Origin of the sequence: Malacoplasma muris (assembly GCF_046774425.1) — a bacterium.
GTDB lineage: Bacteria > Bacillota_I > Bacilli_A > Mycoplasmatales > Mycoplasmoidaceae > Malacoplasma > Malacoplasma muris.
Genome location: NZ_CP177248.1, coordinates 58,529 through 79,386 on the forward strand (window position 1 = coordinate 58,529; position 20,858 = coordinate 79,386).

Here is a 20,858-nt window from a genome sequence, read left to right on the forward strand (position 1 = left end):
AATGATAGTATTAAAAGATATTTCTGTTAAAAACATTGGACAGAAAGAAAATATTTTAACAAACATAAATCTTAATTTTTATCCAAATCAATTTGTTGCAATTATTGGTAAATCAGGTGTAGGTAAAACAACACTTTTAAATACACTATGTTTAAATGTTGTTATAACACATGGTTGTATAGAATATAAGACATTTTTATTTGACAAAAATACTAGAAAAAAATTAAAAAACTATAGAAAAAAAATTGGTATTATAAGTCAAAATTCAACATTAATAAATGAAATAAGTGTATTTGATAATTTAAAGATATATTTAAGTAATGAAAATAATTTGTTTTATAAACTATTTAACATTATTACTAAAGAACAAAAATCTAAAATTTTTAATGTTTTAGAACAATTGAATATTTTAGATAAGGTATTTTATAAGCCACTTGATTTAAGTGGTGGTGAATCCCAAAGAGTTGAAATAGCTAAAATATTATTAAAAAAACCAGAAATTATTTTAGCTGATGAGCCGACATCAAATCTTGATATTAATAATTCATTACTCACTATAAAATTATTGAAAGAGGTTGCAACAAAAGAAAATTCAATTGTTTTAATTAATCTTCATGACACAAAATTATTAAATGATAATTTTGATAGAGTTATTGGTATAAAAAATAGATCAATTATGTTAAATAAAGAACCAAAAAAAATTACAAAAAAAGATTTAAGAGATTTATATGAATAATAATGTTAAATCTAATTTCTTCTTTTCATATCATATTAATGAAAAAAGATGAAAAAATACTCAATTGACATGAAAAACAAAATTATTAATTACCATATTATTTTTATCTATTATTTGTGTATCTATGGTAATGGTTGGATTTCAGTATTCTCCATATGGAACAGAAATTTTTATAAAAAACTTAAAAGAACTATTTTCTTTTAATAGCGCAATAGATTTATACCCAAACAATAATTTATGAAATTTGTCATTTGAATTTTTGTGAAAATCAATTCAAGGTGTAATTGTTGGTACAACTATTGGGTTTGTGTTGGCAATAATAAGTTCTTATTTTGTTAACTATCACTTTGTAAGGACAAAAATTGCAAATGAAATTATTAAAATAATTTTAGCAATATTAAGAGCTTTACCAACCATTGTTTTCATTTATTTCTTTAAATTAAATTTTGGTGGAAGGGGATCAAATGTTGCTTTGTACTTGTTGTATGCTTGATTTAGTTGATTGTGACTTCATAAATATATGATTGAAATTTATGATTCATTAAATTATTATCCATATTATGTTCTTAGAAATCAAGGTTGCAATAGAATTATTTCTTATTTAAAAACTATATTTTTTCAAATAAATAATAGATTTATATCTTTGTATTTATACTCTCTTGAATCAAATATGAGATGGGTTTCATTACTGGGAGTTTTAGGTTTTATTGGAATTGGGCAATTAATAAGTTATGCACAAAGTCAAAATTTTAGCAACATGGGAATACCTGTTTTTGTTATAACTATATTCATGTTATTTTTAGAGGCAACAATATTTTTAATAAATAGATTTTTATTAATTCACAAAAGTTTCACATTTAATAAAAATAAAAAAATAAAATTCTATTTTAACTATAAGGTATTTATAAAATGATTTTTACTTTTATTGATAATTATTTTGTTTCTTGTCTCTATTATAACAATGTCAATTAATCAATATGCTGATTTAAATAATTCATTTATTAGTGGATTATTTAGTCCAAATTGAAGTATATTATCTTCAAAAAATAATTTATTTCTTGACATATTAATGTTATTTTTTCAATCAATATCAATAATGTTTATTGCTATTTTTATCTCTTTAATATTGATTTTTATTAGTGCATTTAAATTATTTAAATATTATTCTATATTTGGAATTTCTATCACTACAATTATTAGATCATTTCCAATGGTAGCTTTGTTTTTTATATTAAATCCACTTTATTCAAGTCCTATTAGCAGTATATGTGTCATCTTGGCAATTGGTAGTGCAACAATTATTTCTAAAAATATAGGTGAATTAATAAATAAAATTGACAATAGAATTATTAATTATTATGTTATGCAAGGATATTCAAAAATATCTATATTTTTTAAATATGTTTTATTTTATATTCATTTAGAATTTTGATCTATAGTTTTATTTGAATTTGAATCTAAATTTAGAGATCTTATAACTTATGGTAGTTATGGAGCGTCATCTATTGGAGCAAGTATTGATAATTATCAATCAAAAGGTAATTATATAAATATGGCACCATTTATTTGAATTTCATTTTTTATAACATTATTTATGATCATTATTAATTATTTAATTAAATTTTTTTTAATAGAAAAAAGAACAATAAACATTAATTATTTTATAAAAATATTATTATGGAGAAAGTAATGAAAATTAATACAACAATTGGGCTACAAATTATCCCAATTAGCGAAATGAAAAGTGATTTAAAGTACTCAATTATAGATAAAATAATTAAGTATTTAAAAAGATCAAAAAACGTTAATGTTCATGTAGGACCATTAGAAACCACAATTGAAGGTGAGTATAATGTTTGTATGAATATCTTATATAATGCAATAAAAATTGCTGCAAGTAATGATTTTACAATATTTGCAAATTTAAAAATAATTTATAATCCTAAAAGCATATTGACTATTGATGAAAAAATAATTAATTATAAATAAAATTTTGAAATTAAGGAACTAGCAACTTGGTTCCTTTTTTTATTAATAAATATTTTTTTCATTTTTCAAATATAATATAGGTTAATATAATTTAATAATAATTTATTACTTACAAATTTAATGGGTAAAAATATGAAACAAAAAATTAAAAAAAATTCATTTTTTGATGCAGCATTTTTTAAATTTACTTTTTCTGCATTATTAAAAAAAGTGTCAATATATTTAGCTATTTCTGCATATTTTTTATTAATATTAATATTTACAACAATTACTCCATTATTATCTAATTCTAATCCTATTACCATTATTTCAAATCCAATAATGGCTTTATTTTTAGTTTTTTCTATGGCTATAATTGGTTGTTTTGTGTCTATTGAAATATTTAGAACTTCCATAGATGATGGAACCGAGCTTTTAGTTATAAGTAAACCACTATCCAGAACTGAGATAATTTCAGTTAAATGTATTATTTTTGTTATTTGTATTGTAATTATTTCATTGATAGGTGCTTTATTAAGTACAGCTTCTTTTTTTAGTACAAATTCATATTATGTAGATAATATTAATATTATTCTTGGTGTATTTGTTGGTTCTTTAGTTTGTGGATTATTATTTGGATCTCTTGCAACAATTTTATCTATTTATTTAAGAAAAGTTGTTTCAATGTTATTAACAATAGCAATAGCTTTTTTGCTAATGGTATATTCTTTACTATCAACATTTGTTGTTGATAATCCTGTAAAAATCATGGAGAATCAGCCAGATACAATTGTTCCATTATCTGTTATTAATTATGATAATAAAGATTTAAATGAAAATAATAATAAAAACAAGCTTTCAGTTGTTCAAGGTGTTGTTCCTATAATTGGAGGATTAGACACAACAAAAACAGCTGAGTCAATATGAAATTATTCTAAATCTAGATCGAATTATGCAATAGCTGGTACATTTGATTTTGGAGCTCAATTAGGGAGTATTTTTTCATTAACAACTCCTCCCAAAGATTCTTTGCAAGCACTTGCTAATTTATCTTCTTTTAATACTCCTATTGATATTACTTTTTCAGACTATAACTTACTTGATGACAATATTCAACAAGGATTATTTTTGAGATTTCCTATTGCAGATATAAATGTTGATAATATTACAACAATACCTAATCAAAATGATAAAGATATTTTAAAAAATGTTCTAGCTAATTATAATAATTCAAGTAGAAAAGTATCAAAATTCATTGGTATTAAAAATGAATCATCTTCATTAAGAGTGCCAAATAGTAGAGTGTGAGGCAGCAGTATTGATTATAGTTATGGGGATTTTATAAATGCTAATACTAATAGTGAACTATGAGAAAATGCATGAAATAAAACTGTTAGTAAAATTGAAAATAACCAAACAATAACTAAAACAATTGGTGAAATTGTTAATGAAAGAGTAAAAAAAGAAAAGCAATGATACAATGAAGCTAGAGAATGAAAGTCAAATCCAAATAATTCAAACATTTATCCATCTTGATTACCAACATATTTAACAAAGAACGAAGAAAAAGATGCATATCTGACATCTTTATCAAAAAGAGAATCAATAACTTCTCCTGCAAGAATTTTTTTAGAGGAATATGCTAATTCATTTAATTTAAAAAGTTATAATGTTAATAACTTTATTAGAGAGATTAATTCAATAATTTTGTCAGCATTTTATAAATATACAAAATTAAGTGTTTTTGATCCTACTGTTTCAAACTCTAGAAATGAAATGGATATTTTAAATATCATCGATTTAATGAGTGATATTGATAATGATGTTATAGTAGATAATTTGTATCCTGGTTTTGATTCTATTGATCCTAATGTAAATAGAGAATTGTATTTGGTTAAACAAGCTTTGAAGCAAATTTATAATGAAAATACTGGTAAAGAACTAACAGGTAAAACTAAATTTAGTGAAATACAAGCAATGATTTCAAATAACAATGAATTAAATCAATTTTTTGTTGAAAAGTCAAAAACTAGAAATGAATATAGAGCAATACTAGAGTTGCTTGGTATATATTTTCCAGAAATGTTAAATAAAAATGAAGTTAATTTAATTAATTATTTTACTTCAAGTGCAGATGATAGCAATAAACCAATTCTTAGAGTAAATATTGATGCATTTCAAAATCTTGTAAAAGCTACAGATAGAATTAGATTTCAATACTATGTTGGAAATAATCCAAATGGAGTAAATGATGTTAAAACATTAGAAGAGTTCGATGAATGAAATAAAGATAATTGAATATTTTCTTTTTATTCATCTACCTCTTTAACACCAGCATATTATGTGCAAGATTTTTCACAGATACATGCATATAATTTGATTAATAGAGATATATTAATTCCAGTTTGAATTTTTGTTTCTTTAATAATGTTTTCTATTGGAATGATGTTGTATTCTAAAAGAGATTTTGCTTAGTATTAATATTTAGATTTTATTTATAAGGAGTTTTATGAAGGTGGAATTAAATTCAAGAAGAAATAATTCATTTGTTGACTTATCCTTTTTTAAGTATACTTTTAAAACTTCTTTGAAAAGATTAAGTATATATATTGTCTCTATTGCATATTTGTTATTATTAACAATTGTTATAAATGTTGTTCCTCCTTTGGCAAAGCAACAACCAATATGAATTTTATGAAGTCCTATTGTTACATCTTTTTTTGTTTTTGGTAATTCAACAGTTGTTGCAATGATAATTATAGAAATATTTAGGACCCCAATTGAAGATGGAACTGAAATAATTACAATGAGTAAACCACTTTCAAGATGAGAAATAACAATTGTTAAAATGGTTATTTTTCTAATATATGTTGTTATAATTTCAATACTTGCTAGTGCACTTGCATCATTTGTATATCTTAATAAAGAATCTTCATTACATGATAGTACAATAATTGTTTTAGGTGTATTTGTTGGTAATATTATTACCTCTATAATATTTGGTGGAATTTCAATAATTTTATCAATATATTGTAGAAAAATTACTTCATTATTAATTATTATATCTTTATCGTTTACTATAACTTTATTAAATGTTTTTGCTACACTATCAACTATTAATCCAATAAAGATTTTAAGAAAACAAGATGTAAAAATTGAATTTGTAGATTTAATTAGTAATAGTGCAAGCAACAACAACAATGAGACTCTTAATATTAAAAATGGAGCAGTAGTTGTTGCAAATAATGGCAGTATACTAAACAACCAAAAATCTTCATTAGTCTATTCAGAAGTTCAACAAGTTTCAAATTGAGATATCTGAAGTTATTGTAATTTATCAGGACAGCTGTCATCTATGTATCTTTTAAACTCGTCAGCAAATTTTTCTCAAAAAATGTTTGATATGGCATCAAATATCTCAGATTGAAATACATTTACATTTGAGAAGTATAATATATCATCTGAAAAAAAACATGTTTTTTATTATGGTGTTCCAAATGAGTTTTCTCAAATATTAGATAATAAAAATTCACTAGTATTTCATGAATATCTTTTATATTTAAAACGAAACAATATTTTTAATTTTATATCAAAACCAAGACATACTTCATTAATACCTATAAATTATAATAGAAATCAAAACAAAAAAATATCTCCTGATTTGTTTAATAATTTATGAAATAAATATTATGATTCAATTAAAAAAGAATTATTTTTAAATTATGAAAAATATAATAATAGTCAACAAACAAATAAAGAATATAGTTTATCAGATATTCCAAATCCTTTATCAATACTAATAAGTAAACTGGCAATTGATTATAAATTGTCTGCAAATAATTATGATAATTTTCATAATTATGTATTAGAAGTTATGTGATCAGCAATAGCTGAGTTTATGAATTTAAAAAATATTGACATTTTTAGCATCATTGATTTTTTTAATGTTGATGATAACATTCCAAATGTTATATCAAATGATCAAGTAGTAAGAGTAAGAAATATTTATCCACAATATGATGAACTTGCTCCAAAAATAAAAGAATGAATTAACAATACTTTAAAAATTAATGTTGATTCATCAACAGATTTTAAAGAAATTCAAAATGCTGTTAAATCAAATACACAATTAAAACAATTCTTTTTGGAAAAGTTGAATAATAGAGAAAAATATATTGCTATTTTAAAATCTTTAAATTACAATGTTATTCAAGAAATTAATCCAATTAATTTTAATTTAATTAGTGAATCATATTCTGGTTTTGGATATATTCCAAATAATTTTTCTAACTATGATTCAAATAATATTGATTATGAAAATGATTATTACAGATTTGAATTTACTTCTCCTGTTGCACTTCGAGAAAAAAGTCTTTTTAATAACTTTGAATTAATGAAATTAAAATCTTTATATGATAGTAAGATATTGTTTCCAGTTTGAATTTCATTGGGAATTATTCTTTTTACAATAGGATTATGTTTATATAGTAGAAAAGATTATGTATAACAATTTAAATGATATAGCAAATTGCTTTATTGTGTTTCGCTATATCATTTTTATTAATTTAAATCTTATCTTGGTAAGATAAATATAATATTTAGTTTTATTATATTTTTGTATTAAAATACTATCTATACATATTCAGAGGAAATATTATGAGTACAAAACAAATAAATAATAATAAGTCCATTTTTGATATTGCATTTTTTAAATTTTCTTTTAGTATAGTTTCAAAAAAAATATCAATATATTTATCAACGCTTTTATATTTTTTGCTTGTTATTTCTTGTACAACAATAGTACCAGCAATTGCTCAAATAGATCCTATTCAATTATTTACTATGCAAACAACAGCAATGTTTTTAATGTTATGTGTTGCAATAGTTGCTAGCTTTATAGCAATAGAAATATTTAGGACATCCATAGATGATGGGACTGAATTATTAACTGTTAGTAAACCTATCTCTAGAAAAGAAATAGTTTTTGCGAAATTGGTAATTTTCTTAATATATATAATAATTATTTCAATTATATCAACAGGATTATCTAGTTTTATGTTTCTTGTTGGATATGGTAGTAAAGAAGATAATTTAAAAATTTTGCTTGGAATATTAGTTGCAACATTGATAAATGGAATTATTTTTGGTTCAATTGCTACAATACTTTCATTATTTTTTAAAAAAATTATTTCATTACTTATTACACTATCAATAGCTTTTATATTGATTGTGTACTCATTATTGGGTAGTTTTGTTGTTAAATCTCCTATAACATTAATGCAACAAAATGATGTTTCAATAACTCCATTTTCATTGGTGGAAGTTAATAAAAATAAAAAAGTTAATGTTCTTCAAGGGATGTCAATTCCTGTTACATCAGTTGGTAATAAAGAAATTATTTCAGATGGACAAGTTATAAAAAATAAGCCTTCAGATATTTGAAATAAATATAAAAATGAATCATCTTACAATAAATTTGCTATTTCTGATTTTGGTTATCAATTATCTAGTATATATACACTAGGAAGATATAATGCTAATGCTGTTGATGCATTAAAAAGAATGTCAATATTTAATTCTCCAGTTGATTTTCAGTTTACTGATTATGATATAAATAGTATTAAAGATACAAATGATTATTTTGCAAAAATAAATATTGGAATAAGTGATAAATTACCAACAACTTATTTTCCTGAATTAAAAACAGCAGGATTAGTTATGAACAAAAATGGTTCATCAAAAATTAATAATGAAACTCTTACTAAATATAATACTAAGGTGACAAATACTGATTATCAAATTAGTCAAATAAATGTAAACAAAAATGAAGAATTAAGTTGAGATTACATTTGATCTAAAAAACTTTATAATGTTTCAGTTGATTTTGATAATTCTAATCCTGTTGAAAACCAACAAATGACTATGAATAATTATATTGATAGCTATGTAAATTATGTTAGAAATAAGAAATCAACAACAGGTAAATTAAGTCCTGCAGATTTTAAAGATCTTGCTTCAATTTTTATGAAAGAATATTTTGAAGAAGAAGTTAAAATAAAATCATCAGATGACATTATTAGTGATCTTAATTCAATATTATATTCAGGGTTTTATAAATTAGCATTTAATCAATCTAATTCAGAAAAATCAAATATTAAGATAGTTAGTTTATCAAGTATTATTGATTTTTATAAAGATATTGATCCAGAATTAACTTTTGGAGAAATTTATAAAACATATGGAGATGATCCAAATGATCCAATTAATCAACCATTTTATACTCAAGGTGGAAAGTTATTTACAATAAAAGGATTAATTGATCTATTCTTATATGGAGAAAATTCTTCACAAAAATCTTCAGCAAATACTAAATGAAGTGAAGTTACAAATAGAATAGACACACATTATAAAGATACTTTAAAAGTTGAAATTGAAAATAATGCAAAAGAAAGAAATCAAAATAGAACAATACTTAGTTTATTAGGTGTTAAATTAGATGGATATATAGACAATACAAATTCAGATATTTCAAGATATTTGAATCCTAGTCAAGAGTATAAAAACAATTTTATTAATATTTCAAATAATGGTACATATTTTACTTTTATTGAAAATGGAAAAGTGTATGCAAATACTCAATATAGACCATCAGTAACATTAACACCAACTAATTTATTGTTGAATTTTCAAAAAGCAAAAGTTATTTATACATTAGACAGTAATATTGTTATTATTGTATGAACCATGATTTCTTTAATAATATTTGCTGCAACAATGATATTGTATTCTAGAAGGGATTTTGCATAGTTATGAAGAAAAAAAATGTTCCTAAGATAATAAATTTTGATGAAAATCCATTGTCTTTAAATTTTAAAGAAGATGATGTTAAAAAAAAGAAGTCTAAAAAAAGAAAGAAAACACCTTCTAAAAAAAGGGTTTTAAATTTGCAAAAAGAAAATGTTAAAAAAGAAAATAATAAGAAAAAAGTTGATAATTTAATTGAATATCATGATTTATCTAAAAGAGTAGAAGTAGATAAATTATCTTTTAACAAAGTTGATTATTGTACAATGTCTCCTATTCTTGTTGAGGAAAAACAAAAAGATCTACCTATTAAAAAAGATAAAAAAGTTAAACCTATACAAAAGTTAGAAGAAAAGAAAGAAGTTAATAAAAAGCAGCCTGTAATTGAAGAAGAAAGTTATATAGAACCTGAAGTTATTGAAGAAATAACTAGTGTTAAAGAACCATTAAATCAAAATACTTATGATGGTGATGAAAATAATATTTTATTAGAAGTTGTAAATTTAAGAAAACAATATAATAGAAAAGCAAAACCTGCTATTGATAAATTAAATTTTCAAGTTTTAAGAGGTCAATTTCATGCTTTTATAGGTGCTAATGGGGCAGGTAAAACAACTACAATTAAATCAATTGTTGGTGCATATGCAAATTTTGAAGGACAAGTTAAAATTTCTGGATTAGATAATAGAGAAAAAATGTCTAAAGCAAGACTTGGATATATTCCAGAAATTGCGAGATTCCCTTCTAGAATTTCAGCTTTTAATTATTTAAAAAGTATGGCAATGTTAAATAGATTAACATCAAAAGAAGCAGAAAATTTTGCAAAAGATATATTGATTGAATTTAAAATGTATGATTTAAAAGATGTATCACCAAATAAATTTTCTAGTGGTCAAAAAAAGAAAATATTATTAGGACAAGCATTATCAAATGATCCAGATATTTTAATAATGGATGAACCTGCAGCTAATCTTGATCCAAAAGCAAGAATTGATTTCTTTAATATATTAAAAGGTTTGCAAAGAAGAGGAAAATCAATTTTCATTTCAAGTCATATTTTAAGTGAGTTGGATTTATATGCAGATTCACTAACAATATTAGATGGTGGAAAAATAGCTTACACAGGAATAAGACATGATGAATCACATCATGGTAACAAATATGCTTATAGAATACATTTGCTTAAAGAAAATGACTTTGGTAAATATAATATGAGTAAAATTACTTTTGAGCAAAATGTAGATGAACCTAAACAATATATTGTTTCATCAAATGATAAAAATGCAATAGATGATCTTTTAGCATATTTATTTAAAAATAATAAAACTAATAAAGTTGAACTTTATAGACTATCAATTGAAGATATGTATAAAAAATATGTAATATTTGGCTCAGTTCATACAGGTTATAAACTTAATGTAAATTCAACATTAGAAGAAAACACTAAATAAAATGTATAACTTATAATTTTTTGCTTGAAATTGAATCATATCAACATAAGAGAATAATTTATATCCATAAATCATTTATTGATTGTGGATATTTTTTATTTTAATTTAAATGCATTTTTATAATTTATTGTTTAATAAAAACTTTTATTATAATGTTTTACTAAACTTTTATGTTTATAAATATAAAATATGCATATTTTATAATGTTTATTAAATGTTTGTAAAATAATAAGTTATTCTAATATTTATATTGATAGTTGTTAATTAAAGTGAAAATAAAATGAAGTGATACAAGTTAATTATGTGTTCACTTCATTTATAAAAGACAATATTGTAACTGTCTACAATGTATTTATTTTTTTAGAATTATATTTGCTTGATTTGATGTTGCTATAAATTCATCAATAATATATTTAGACATTTGGCCATATGCAAATCCAACATTTAGTATTTTTTCAATATTATTAATATCAATCTCTAATTTATTTCAAGTTGTTTCTAGTATGCTAGCATCTCTATTTATAATATTTTTTTGTATTATTTTTGGCAATATACTTCTTGGTATTTGTGTTCCATATTTTTCATAAACTTCAGGAAGATATATGACTACAATTCCACATTTTTTTAATAAAGTTGATTCATGCATTGCTGCTCTCAATTCTCAATCAACTGTTTTTCTTTTACCAGTATCAAGACCAACTAAACACACTACAACACTAGCATCTTTTAAAATATGCTTTTTAACAGAGTCAATAAAAAATTCATCTTGTGTTTGTTTAATTTTATAAAATTCATTTTCATTTGAATTAACACATTCAAATAATGTGTTATTTCTATTTGCGTTTCATCTAATCAATTGTTCTTTATATTTAATATCACTATTTTCATAGCAACTAATATATACTTTTTTCATATTGTATGTCCTCAAAGATAGTACCTATTAAATATTATTATATTTTGTTTGGGTTTGCAATTAGGATAAATAATGTTTATTTTGATAAAATCATTATTCAACATAAAAATACAATTAAAAATACTTTATGTTTTGTGGTTTAATTATTATATTGAATTATTGCAAATATTTGAGGACAATTTATGATTAATAGTAATATCTTTTGAATAAAGGTAAAAAACTCTTCAACTCTCAAAGCTATTTTTAATAGTTCTATTTTAGGACAATTAAGAAAAGAATCTATATATGAATATGGAAAAGCTAATTCATATGTATTTAATGACTACTTTGATGATAAAAAGAGTTTTTGAGTTCATGCTAAAACAGATGATGATGTAATAGAATTAGTAGAAATATTATCTGAAGAATTTTCTACTCCAATTTTAGCTTATTGAAACAATAAATATATTGCCTTCAATTCTATTGGTAAAAGAATATTAATAGAAGATGAATTTGCTAATGATTATTGTTTGGTAGCTTCAATTTTAGAAGAAGCTTCAGGTTATTCTTTTAATGCTGAAGAATATTTTGATCTTTATAATGATAACTGTGAAGAAGAAGAAGTTTCTAATTTGAGTCAAGAAGAACAATGTGAAAACAAAAGTCTAGATAATAAATCACATGATTTGAATCTTTCTAAAGATACACAGAATATAAGTAATCAAATAAAAAATGTTGATCACTGCTGTGATTTAGATTCAAAAGAACTTATTAAAGAGAACTACAATAAGAATAATAATGTTGCTAGTGAAGTAGAAAATTTATCTACATTTTTTGATGATATATCAAACAATGAATTAAATTCTTTTGATTTAGAAAAAAATATTTTAGATAATAAAGATGATTTAATTTTAGATGAGACTTTTTTAAATGATGATTTATTTAAAGGATGCAATTTAAATGGTTGTAATTCACAAAGTTGCTCATCATGTTTTTCGCAAATGGAAAAATCAATGAATGATAACAATGAGCTTTTAAATAATATTGAAGATATTAAAGTTGATAGTGTATTAATTGAAGATTTATTAAAAGAAAATCAAAAACTTGACAATGAAGATTCAAATTCAATAGAAGAAAAGTATGAATTTGAATATAACCTAAATAATAATATGCTAGATGAAACAAACCTTGATTTAGATTATTTAAATAATTTCAATTCATTAAATGAAATTAATGATGATTTTAATTATGATAAATTTTTTAATGAATTATTTAATAATTCAAATGAAACTAATAATTCTTTAAATGATAATTTTGAAAATAATGAAATTGATCAAAATTCTATAAATAGTTTGCAAGAATCATTTGAACAACTATTTAGTGAAGAGATAAATAATGAAAATGATAGTGATAATTCATTGGATGATGATTCTGAAATTGATGAAATTGATGAAATTGATGAAAATCCTATAAATAGTTTGCAAGAATCATTTGAACAACTATTTAGTGAAGAGATAAATAATGAAAATAATAGTGATAATTCATTGGGTGATGATTCTGAAAATGATGAAGTTTATTTAGAATCTATTAATTCTTTACAAGAAGCACTTGAAGAAATAATAAATAATGAAGTTATAGATAAGATAGATAGCGATGTAATAAAAGATGATTCTGATAAAGAAAACATTTCTATATCATCTGATTTAATTGGAGATTCTTTTGAAAAAAGAATAAATGATGAAATGGAAAATTGTTCTACTTATATTGATTTAGAAAATAACTTAAATCAATTTGACTTTAGTAGTGATTCAATTGATTCTGCAGATGATGTAGAATTTATTGAAAATATTGATAATTATTTAGAAGAAAATGAAAAGAAATTAAATGAAATAAATCTTGATTTTGACATTAATAGTGAATTAAAAAATGAAAAATTTGAAATTGATGAAGAAAAATCTAAAGAAGAAAAATGTTCTTTAGATAATTTAAATTTTGAATTTAATGAATCTCAAATAAATATTGATTCTAATTTAGCAATTGATTTAGAGGAATTGGAAGATGAATCTAATGAAAAATTACATGAAGAAGAGATTACACTAAGTAATAAGATCTTTGAATTTGATAAACAAGACAATGTTGATTATAGTAATGTAGTTGAAGATAAAATTAGTCATCTTGACAAAATTGATGTTAATTCTTTTAAAGAAAATGATATTAATATACCTTCAAATCAATTAGGAGAAGATAATTATGATAATGATGATTTTTCTCTTGAAGGTAATCAAAATAATTATTATGATGATTTATTTGAAAAAATAGATAAAGATGATGAAGAAAATAATGAAATGATTGATTATAATTTAAAAAAGATTCAAGAAATTCTAGATGATTATTCAAATTTAATAGAGGAAAAAGAAGAACAAAATATTGATGAATTAGATAATAGCAAAGATTTTATTGATGAGTACTTAAATAATTCTGGAATTGATGATAATGAGTTTAAAGAATCTTTTTTTGAATCAATAACTAAAGAAAACACTTTTAACGAATCTCCGATAGAAAAAGTTGATAATGATTCATTAAATGATTTTGCACCTTCAGTTAATATATTAGAAGCAAATTCTTTTTTTGAAGAAGCTAATGAGACAATAGATTTTGATAAATTAGTTAATAATTCAGAATCAGAGTTTAATAAAGAAGAAAATATTCTACCTATAGATTGAGTTTCTGATTCAGATAATGATTTTGCTGAAGAAAGTGTTACAACTGATGATGTAGATAACCAATACACAATAACTAATGAATTTAATGATGTTTCAAACTTATTTAATGAAATTGATGACTTGCATGATGATTCATTAGATAAGCATTTAAGTGATGACAGTGAATTCAATCACATAAATGATTATGACAAAATTAATAATTTATATTCTCACCATTTAGAAAATTACTCTGAATATAGACCAACATATGATTATTCTTCAAACAATAGAGCAACATCAAAAATTGTTAATGATAAATTAACTTTAGATGATGTTCAAGAAAATGATCATTTGGAAAATGTTTCAATAAACGAAATAAATGATTCAATAGAAGAAATATCAAATGAATTAGTTAATGAAATAAATAGTATTGATAATAATGTTAATGAAAATCTTGATAATGTATTCAATATTAATAGTGAAAATATTGATGAACAAAATAATGATGAATTAGAATTATCTGAATTTAGTAATTTTGAAAGTATACCAGTTATTGAAACAACAGATAGTGTTATATTAAATGAATCATATGATGAACATACCAACAATTATGATGATAATATAGCACCAAATATTTATGAAAATATTTATACAGACTTAATTCCAGATGAAAATTTAGAGTATGAAGAAACACCATCATCTCAAAGTCATGTTTCTATTGAGTTGCCATCAAGAGATTTTAAAGAATTACATGAAAAAAATAAAAAATTATCAGAGGATTTATCGGTATTTTTAGATGAACTTAAAAGAGAAAAAGAAATTATTTCTAATAGAGAAGAAATCATTATAAATAGAGAAAAAAAATTAAAACAAATTCTTAATGCTGACTATTCAGCTGAAGCTGACATTTCAATGTCTGATAGAAATTGAAAAAAAGCATAATATATAGATATCAATAGTTGTGCCAACTATTGATACCCTGAATGAAATATGAAGTGCAACATCATAATAGCACAACTTATAATTCATAGCCAATAAAATGGTTATGATTTTTTATTTCCTTTCTATACAATGTTTATTTATTTCATAACTTGATTTAAAACCAAACATTTTTCTTGGCATGAGGTTTATCCTATTTTGTAGTCTAACTACATCATCATTTGTTAATAAATCAAAGTCTGTTCCTTTTTTATAAAATCTTCTAATAATACCATTAGCATTTTCATTGCTTCCTCTTTGAAATGAAGCATATGGTTCGCAATAATAAATTTTGCAATTTAATCAATAGGCAAGGATTCCTATTTTATTAAACTCAATTCCATTATCTATTGTGATTGTTTTTACTTTTAAATTATTTTGTTCAACTAGTTTTTTAATTGTTGAATTTATTGTAAAAGAATTTTTATTTTTGACTTTAACAATATATGTCATTCTTGTAACTCTTTCTACTAAAGTTAACAAATTACTATATCCAGCTTTTCTTTTTCCAATAATTAAAATCTGCTTCAAAATGTCCATATTCTTCTCTTTTTCTATTTTGGAAGGTCTAGCTCAAAAAGGAAATACATATTTTTCATCAAATTTAGAAAACATACCTTTATGTCTTTTTCTACCTTTTACATATCCTTTTCTAAGTCTATCTGACCTTTTTAATTTTCATCTATTGGATTTTATTCAATTAAAAACCTGTCTAGAACTTGGTGTTTTGACACAAGGATAATTTTTTTTAATATAATGACAAGTGGCTTCAACTCCATGATCTATTTTTCTAAATTTATCTAAAAATAGATCTGTAAAGCTTTTGTATCTATCAAGATAAAAAGCATGAGAATTTCATTTTCTATTTAAATATTTTTTATGAGCATTATTAGAATTATATATTCCACAAAATTCATTTCTTTTTAATTCTCTTGATATTGTAGATCTATGTCTATTCAATTCTTTTGCAATTGAATTTAAAGATCTTCTTTCTTGGTAGAACATAAATTCAATTAATGCTCTTTCTTTTTCTGATAAATGGTTGTATAACATAGTGGGTGTCTCGCTGTTGTGAAAAACTAAGGGCACCTTTTTCTTTTGTCCTATTTTATGTAAACAAAAAAATGAAGTGCACATATATTTTACAATATGTGTTGCACTTCATATTTCAATCGAGCTATCAATAGTTGTGCTAACTATTGATATTTTTTTACATAATCATTTATATTAATAATTAATAAAATGCATAATATGATTTTTATTATATAATAGTATGGTATATGTTTGTATATATAAAAGCATGTGGGAAGAGATAAACTCTGTTAAACCACGTAGAGAACATATTAATTAATATGAAAGGAAGTGTTGCTTGTGGCTTTTAAAGATCCAAAAATAACAAGAATAGCTAAAATTGAATTAATTGGTGGTCAAGCTAAACCTGGTCCAGCATTAGCATCAATTGGTATCAATATGGCTGAATTTACAAAACAATTTAATGAAGCAACTAAGGAAAAAAATGGAGATATTATTCCTTGTGTTATTGTTGCTTATAAAGACAAATCATTTAAATTTGAAATTAAAACTACTCCAACAGCAGCTTTGTTAAAGAAAGCAGCAAATATTAAAAGTGGTGCTAAAAATCCTAAAACTGAATGTGTTGCTACTATCTCAAAAGATAAAGCTCTTGAGATTGCAAGATATAAATTAAAAGATTTGAATGCAAATGATGAAGAAGCAGCTTTAAGAATGGTTGCTGGTACTGCAAAACAAATGGGAATTAAAATCGAAGGTGTTGATTATTACAAACCAAAAAAGGAAGGTAATTAATTATGGCTAAGAACAATAATGTAAAAGCTATTAAAAAACCTAAATTTTCATTTGATAAAACAAAATTTTATTCTATTGAAGAAGCTGTAAAACTTGCTAAACAAAGTTCTCAAACTAAATTTGTTTCTTCTATTGATGTAGCAATAAAATTAAATTTAGATACATCGAAAGCTGATCAACAATTAAGAGGTACTCTTGCATTACCACACTTTTTTGGTAAGAAAAAAAGAATTTTAGTTTTAGATGTTGGTTTAACAGATAAAGATGCATCTAAATTAGGTGTTGATTTTGCTGGGGAAAAAGAAAAAATTGAAGAAATTTCTAAAGGATGATTAGATTTTGATTTAATTATTACTACTCCAAAAATTATGCCTCAATTAAGTAAGTTAGGTAAAATTTTAGGAACTAGAGGATTAATGCCTAATCCAAAAATAGGTAATGTTACTACTAATTTAGAAAAAACAATTGCTGAATTTAAAAAAGGTGTAAACCAATATAGAACAGATTCATATGGTAATGTTCATATGACTATTGGTAAGGCAAATGCTGATGATTCAAAAATTATTGAAAATATTAATTTTCTATTGGATTTTTTAAATTCAAAAAGACCTGCAAGTGTTAAAGGAATATATATTCAAAATGTTTCAATTTCTTCAACAATGGGTCCTGGAATTAAAATTTTAATTAATAAAGCATCATCTGATAAAAAAATAAAAACAGGTTCTAAGAAAGTTAAAGTTACTACTTCAACTGAAAAAGAAAGTAAACCAATTTACTATAAACCAGTATATGTTTACCAAAAGAAAAAAGTAGAAAGCAAAAATCCTTCTACACCACCAAAAGTAAATTATACTAATACAACTAAAAAAGAAAAACCAGTAGTTAAAAATAATAAAAAAACAACTACTGTTAAAAAACCAATTGTTAATAAACCAGTTTCAAATAACAAAGTAAATAGTAAAGTAGTTAAAAAACCTGTAAATAAAAAACCAGTTGTTACTAAAAATGATAACAAAATTAAACCAGTTTCTAAACCAACACCAAAACCTGTTGTAAATAAAAAACCAGTAGCTGTTAAATCAAATACTAGTAAACCAAAAGTAGTTTTTAAATCAACATCAAAACCAACTGCAAAAAAGGGAGTTGTAAATAAAAAACCAGTAGCTGTAAAATCAAATACTAGTAAACCAAAATCAGTTGTTAAACTAGTTCCAAAACAAGTTGTAAAAAAAGAAGCAAATAATAATAAAGTTGCTAGTTCAAAGTTTGGTTCTAACACAAATACAAAAAAAGTTGTGAATAAAACAAATGTAAAACCTACTTCTAAGTCAGTTAAACCTACACAAAAAAAAGGTAAGTAGTTTTATTAAAACTCAAGTTATTAATACTTGAGTTTTTATTATATTTGTTATCAATTCTAAAAAATATGTAAAATATATTAAAAATAGATTTATATAAAATACTTCTTAACGAGGTTATCATGGGTAGATCAAAAAAAACTGAAATAGTTAAAACAGAAAGTAGTAAAAATGTGTCTAAGTCAAAAACCATTGCTGTTGAGTTAAGAAACATTAATTTTAGTTATGATGATTGCACAAAAACTTTGAATGATGTGAGTTTTAAGATATATGAAAATGAATATGTTTGTGTAATAGGACACAATGGTAGTGGAAAATCTACAATATCAAAAATATTAGTTGGGCTTTTACAACCAATTAGTGGAGATATAGAAATTTTTGGTGTTCCAATAACTTATGAAACAGTAAAGTATTTAAGAAATAATGTAGGTATTATTTTTCAAAATCCTGATAGTCAATTTATTGGATTAACAACTGAAGATGATATAGCATTTGGATTAGAAAATAAAAAAATAGATCCTAATGCTATGAAAGAAATCATTGATAATGTTGCTTCAATTATTGAAATTCAAGATTTACTAAAAAAGGATTCACTTGCACTATCTGGTGGTCAAAAACAACGTGTTGCTATAGCATCTGTTTTAGCAACAAATCCAAAAATTATGATTTTTGATGAATCTACTTCAATGTTAGATCCTAGAGGAAAAAAAGAATTGAAAGATATGATTTTAAAATTAAGAAATGAAGCAAAAAAAACAATAATCTCTATTACTCATGATATGGATGAAGTTTTAAATGCTGATAAAGTAATAATTTTAGAAAAAGGTCAAGTGAAATTAATTGGAAAGCCAAGTGAAGTTTTTGTTGATGAAAAAAAATTACAAAATATGGCATTAGATTTTCCATTTGCTTTAAAATTATCTAAAATGCTAAAAGAAACAAATACAATAAAAAACTTAACAATTGATATTGATAATTTAGTGGAGCAAATATGCAAAAAGTAAATCCTATTAATAAAGATTTAGAATTAAAAAATAATGACATTGTTTTAATAAATAATTTGCATTGTGTTTTTAATGAAGGTCAAGAAAATCAAGTAAATGCATTAAATGGTGTTGATTTATCTTTTGAAAAAAATAAGATTCATTTTATTATTGGCAATTCAGGATCTGGTAAATCAACTTTAGTCTATCATTTTAATGGTTTAATAAAAAGTAAAAAGGGTGATTTAAACATTAATAATTTTTTAATTTTAGGAAATAAAAGAAAAATAAAAAATCCTAAAAAATTAAGAAGAATTGTTAGTATGGTTTTTCAATTCCCAGAATATCAATTATTTAAAGATACAATTTTAAAAGACATTTCTTTTGGTCCAAAAGTTTTAGGAATACCTAAAATTAAAGCTGAAAAATATAATTTAGAAATTATAAAAGAATATATTAAGAATGAACATGAATTTAAAAATAAAATAATTCATTATTTTAATATAAACGATTTTGATAAATTTCTTGATGATTTAAATTTAAAAATTAAATATAATAAAAAAACAAAATTAACAAAAATAAAGATTATTTATAATAAAAAAAGTTATTCAACAAATATAAGCATAAATTATAAAACAACTGATGATATATCATATGATGATTCATTAAAATATCTTGAAGAGATGGGATTAGATGAATCATATTTGGAAAGAAATCCATTTGGCTTATCTGGAGGGCAAAAAAGAAGAGTTGCTATTGCTGGAATTTTAGCTATAGAACCAAATATTCTTATATTTGATGAACCTACAGCTGGATTGGATCCTATGGGTGAGCAAGAAATGATGGAAACAATTTTAAGAGCTAAAAATAAGGGACAAACAATTGTTGTTATTACACATACAATGGATCATGTTTTGCAAATAGGAGATAATGTTATTGTTTTAAAAGATGGTAAGCCATTTTTAAGTGGCGATCCTTATGATGTTTTTTTGAATCCAAAATTATTAACTGAAACTAAAATGGAAGTGCCTAAAATTATTGATATAATAAATAGACTAGTAAGTAAAGATAAAAAATATAAAAAATTATATGAGTTAAAACCAAGAACTATTGAAGAACTATCAGCAGCAATTACAAAAATAAAAAAGGGGAAATAACT

13 protein-coding genes and 1 pseudogene are annotated in these 20,858 nt (G+C 23.0%); 12 read left to right on the top strand and 2 right to left on the bottom strand.

Going from position 1 to position 20,858, the window contains the following annotated elements; genetic code table 4:
• Window position 1: 1 nt before the first annotated feature.
• From ACLFO7_RS00255 to ACLFO7_RS00285, 7 genes are all read left to right on the top strand, one after another.
• A complete protein-coding gene (locus ACLFO7_RS00255; protein WP_412032347.1) occupies window positions 2-736 on the top strand; it encodes an ATP-binding cassette domain-containing protein in 735 nt (244 codons plus the stop codon).
• On the top strand, window positions 729-2,426 hold the full coding sequence (locus ACLFO7_RS00260) for a hypothetical protein (RefSeq protein WP_412032348.1): 1,698 nt from the start codon (window positions 729-731) through the stop codon (window positions 2,424-2,426). The genes ACLFO7_RS00255 and ACLFO7_RS00260 overlap by 8 nt, the downstream gene beginning before the upstream one ends.
• The gene (locus ACLFO7_RS00265) at window positions 2,426-2,725 is read left to right on the top strand and encodes an MTH1187 family thiamine-binding protein (protein ID WP_412032349.1); all 300 of its coding nucleotides are present in this window, start codon (window positions 2,426-2,428) and stop codon (window positions 2,723-2,725) included. Before ACLFO7_RS00260 ends, ACLFO7_RS00265 begins: the two co-directional genes overlap by 1 nt.
• 132 nt (window positions 2,726-2,857) lie before the next feature.
• Window positions 2,858-5,179 (top strand): ABC transporter permease subunit, encoded by a 2,322-nt coding sequence (locus tag ACLFO7_RS00270; protein ID WP_412032350.1) that lies wholly within the window; start codon window positions 2,858-2,860, stop codon window positions 5,177-5,179.
• 34 nt (window positions 5,180-5,213) lie between these two features.
• Complete coding sequence (locus ACLFO7_RS00275; protein ID WP_412032351.1) at window positions 5,214-7,211, top strand: hypothetical protein; 1,998 nt, start codon at window positions 5,214-5,216, stop codon at window positions 7,209-7,211.
• Between the two features lie 113 nt (window positions 7,212-7,324).
• A complete protein-coding gene (locus ACLFO7_RS00280) occupies window positions 7,325-9,511 on the top strand; it encodes an ABC transporter permease subunit (protein ID WP_412032702.1) in 2,187 nt (728 codons plus the stop codon).
• A gap of 2 nt (window positions 9,512-9,513) precedes the next feature.
• Window positions 9,514-10,959 carry an ABC transporter ATP-binding protein gene (locus ACLFO7_RS00285; protein WP_412032352.1) on the top strand — a complete coding sequence of 482 codons (1,446 nt, stop codon included), beginning with the start codon at window positions 9,514-9,516 and terminating at the stop codon, window positions 10,957-10,959.
• Window positions 10,960-11,311: 352 nt separating this feature from the next.
• Here the strand turns inward: ACLFO7_RS00285 and ACLFO7_RS00290 are convergent, their stop codons facing one another.
• Window positions 11,312-11,872 carry a TIR domain-containing protein gene (locus ACLFO7_RS00290; protein ID WP_412032353.1) on the bottom strand — a complete coding sequence of 187 codons (561 nt, stop codon included), beginning with the start codon at window positions 11,870-11,872 and terminating at the stop codon, window positions 11,312-11,314.
• A gap of 182 nt (window positions 11,873-12,054) precedes the next feature.
• Here ACLFO7_RS00290 and ACLFO7_RS00295 point away from each other — a divergent pair, with 182 nt between their 5' ends.
• Complete coding sequence (locus tag ACLFO7_RS00295; protein ID WP_412032354.1) at window positions 12,055-15,495, top strand: hypothetical protein; 3,441 nt, start codon at window positions 12,055-12,057, stop codon at window positions 15,493-15,495.
• Between the two features lie 111 nt (window positions 15,496-15,606).
• On the opposite strand, the gene ACLFO7_RS00300 is transcribed toward ACLFO7_RS00295, so the two are convergent.
• A complete protein-coding gene (locus tag ACLFO7_RS00300) occupies window positions 15,607-16,584 on the bottom strand; it encodes an IS30 family transposase (protein ID WP_412032355.1) in 978 nt (325 codons plus the stop codon).
• A 309-nt stretch (window positions 16,585-16,893) separates the two neighbouring features.
• Between ACLFO7_RS00300 and rplK the strand changes: the two genes are divergently transcribed.
• The 4 genes and pseudogenes from rplK to ACLFO7_RS00320 all read left to right on the top strand — a co-directional run bounded on the left by rplK (window position 16,894) and on the right by ACLFO7_RS00320 (window position 20,856).
• A complete protein-coding gene (rplK, locus tag ACLFO7_RS00305) occupies window positions 16,894-17,358 on the top strand; it encodes a 50S ribosomal protein L11 (protein WP_412032356.1) in 465 nt (154 codons plus the stop codon).
• A gap of 2 nt (window positions 17,359-17,360) precedes the next feature.
• Window positions 17,361-18,038 (top strand): annotated as a pseudogene (gene rplA, locus ACLFO7_RS00310) (50S ribosomal protein L1); the annotation flags it as partial.
• 800 nt (window positions 18,039-18,838) lie between these two features.
• Window positions 18,839-19,720, top strand: coding sequence for an energy-coupling factor transporter ATPase (locus ACLFO7_RS00315; protein ID WP_412032357.1), 882 nt, complete (start codon window positions 18,839-18,841; stop codon window positions 19,718-19,720).
• Window positions 19,708-20,856: an ATP-binding cassette domain-containing protein gene (locus ACLFO7_RS00320; RefSeq protein ID WP_412032358.1), complete on the top strand. Its 1,149-nt coding sequence runs from the start codon at window positions 19,708-19,710 to the stop codon at window positions 20,854-20,856. The genes ACLFO7_RS00315 and ACLFO7_RS00320 overlap by 13 nt, the downstream gene beginning before the upstream one ends.
• Window positions 20,857-20,858 lie beyond the last annotated feature (2 nt).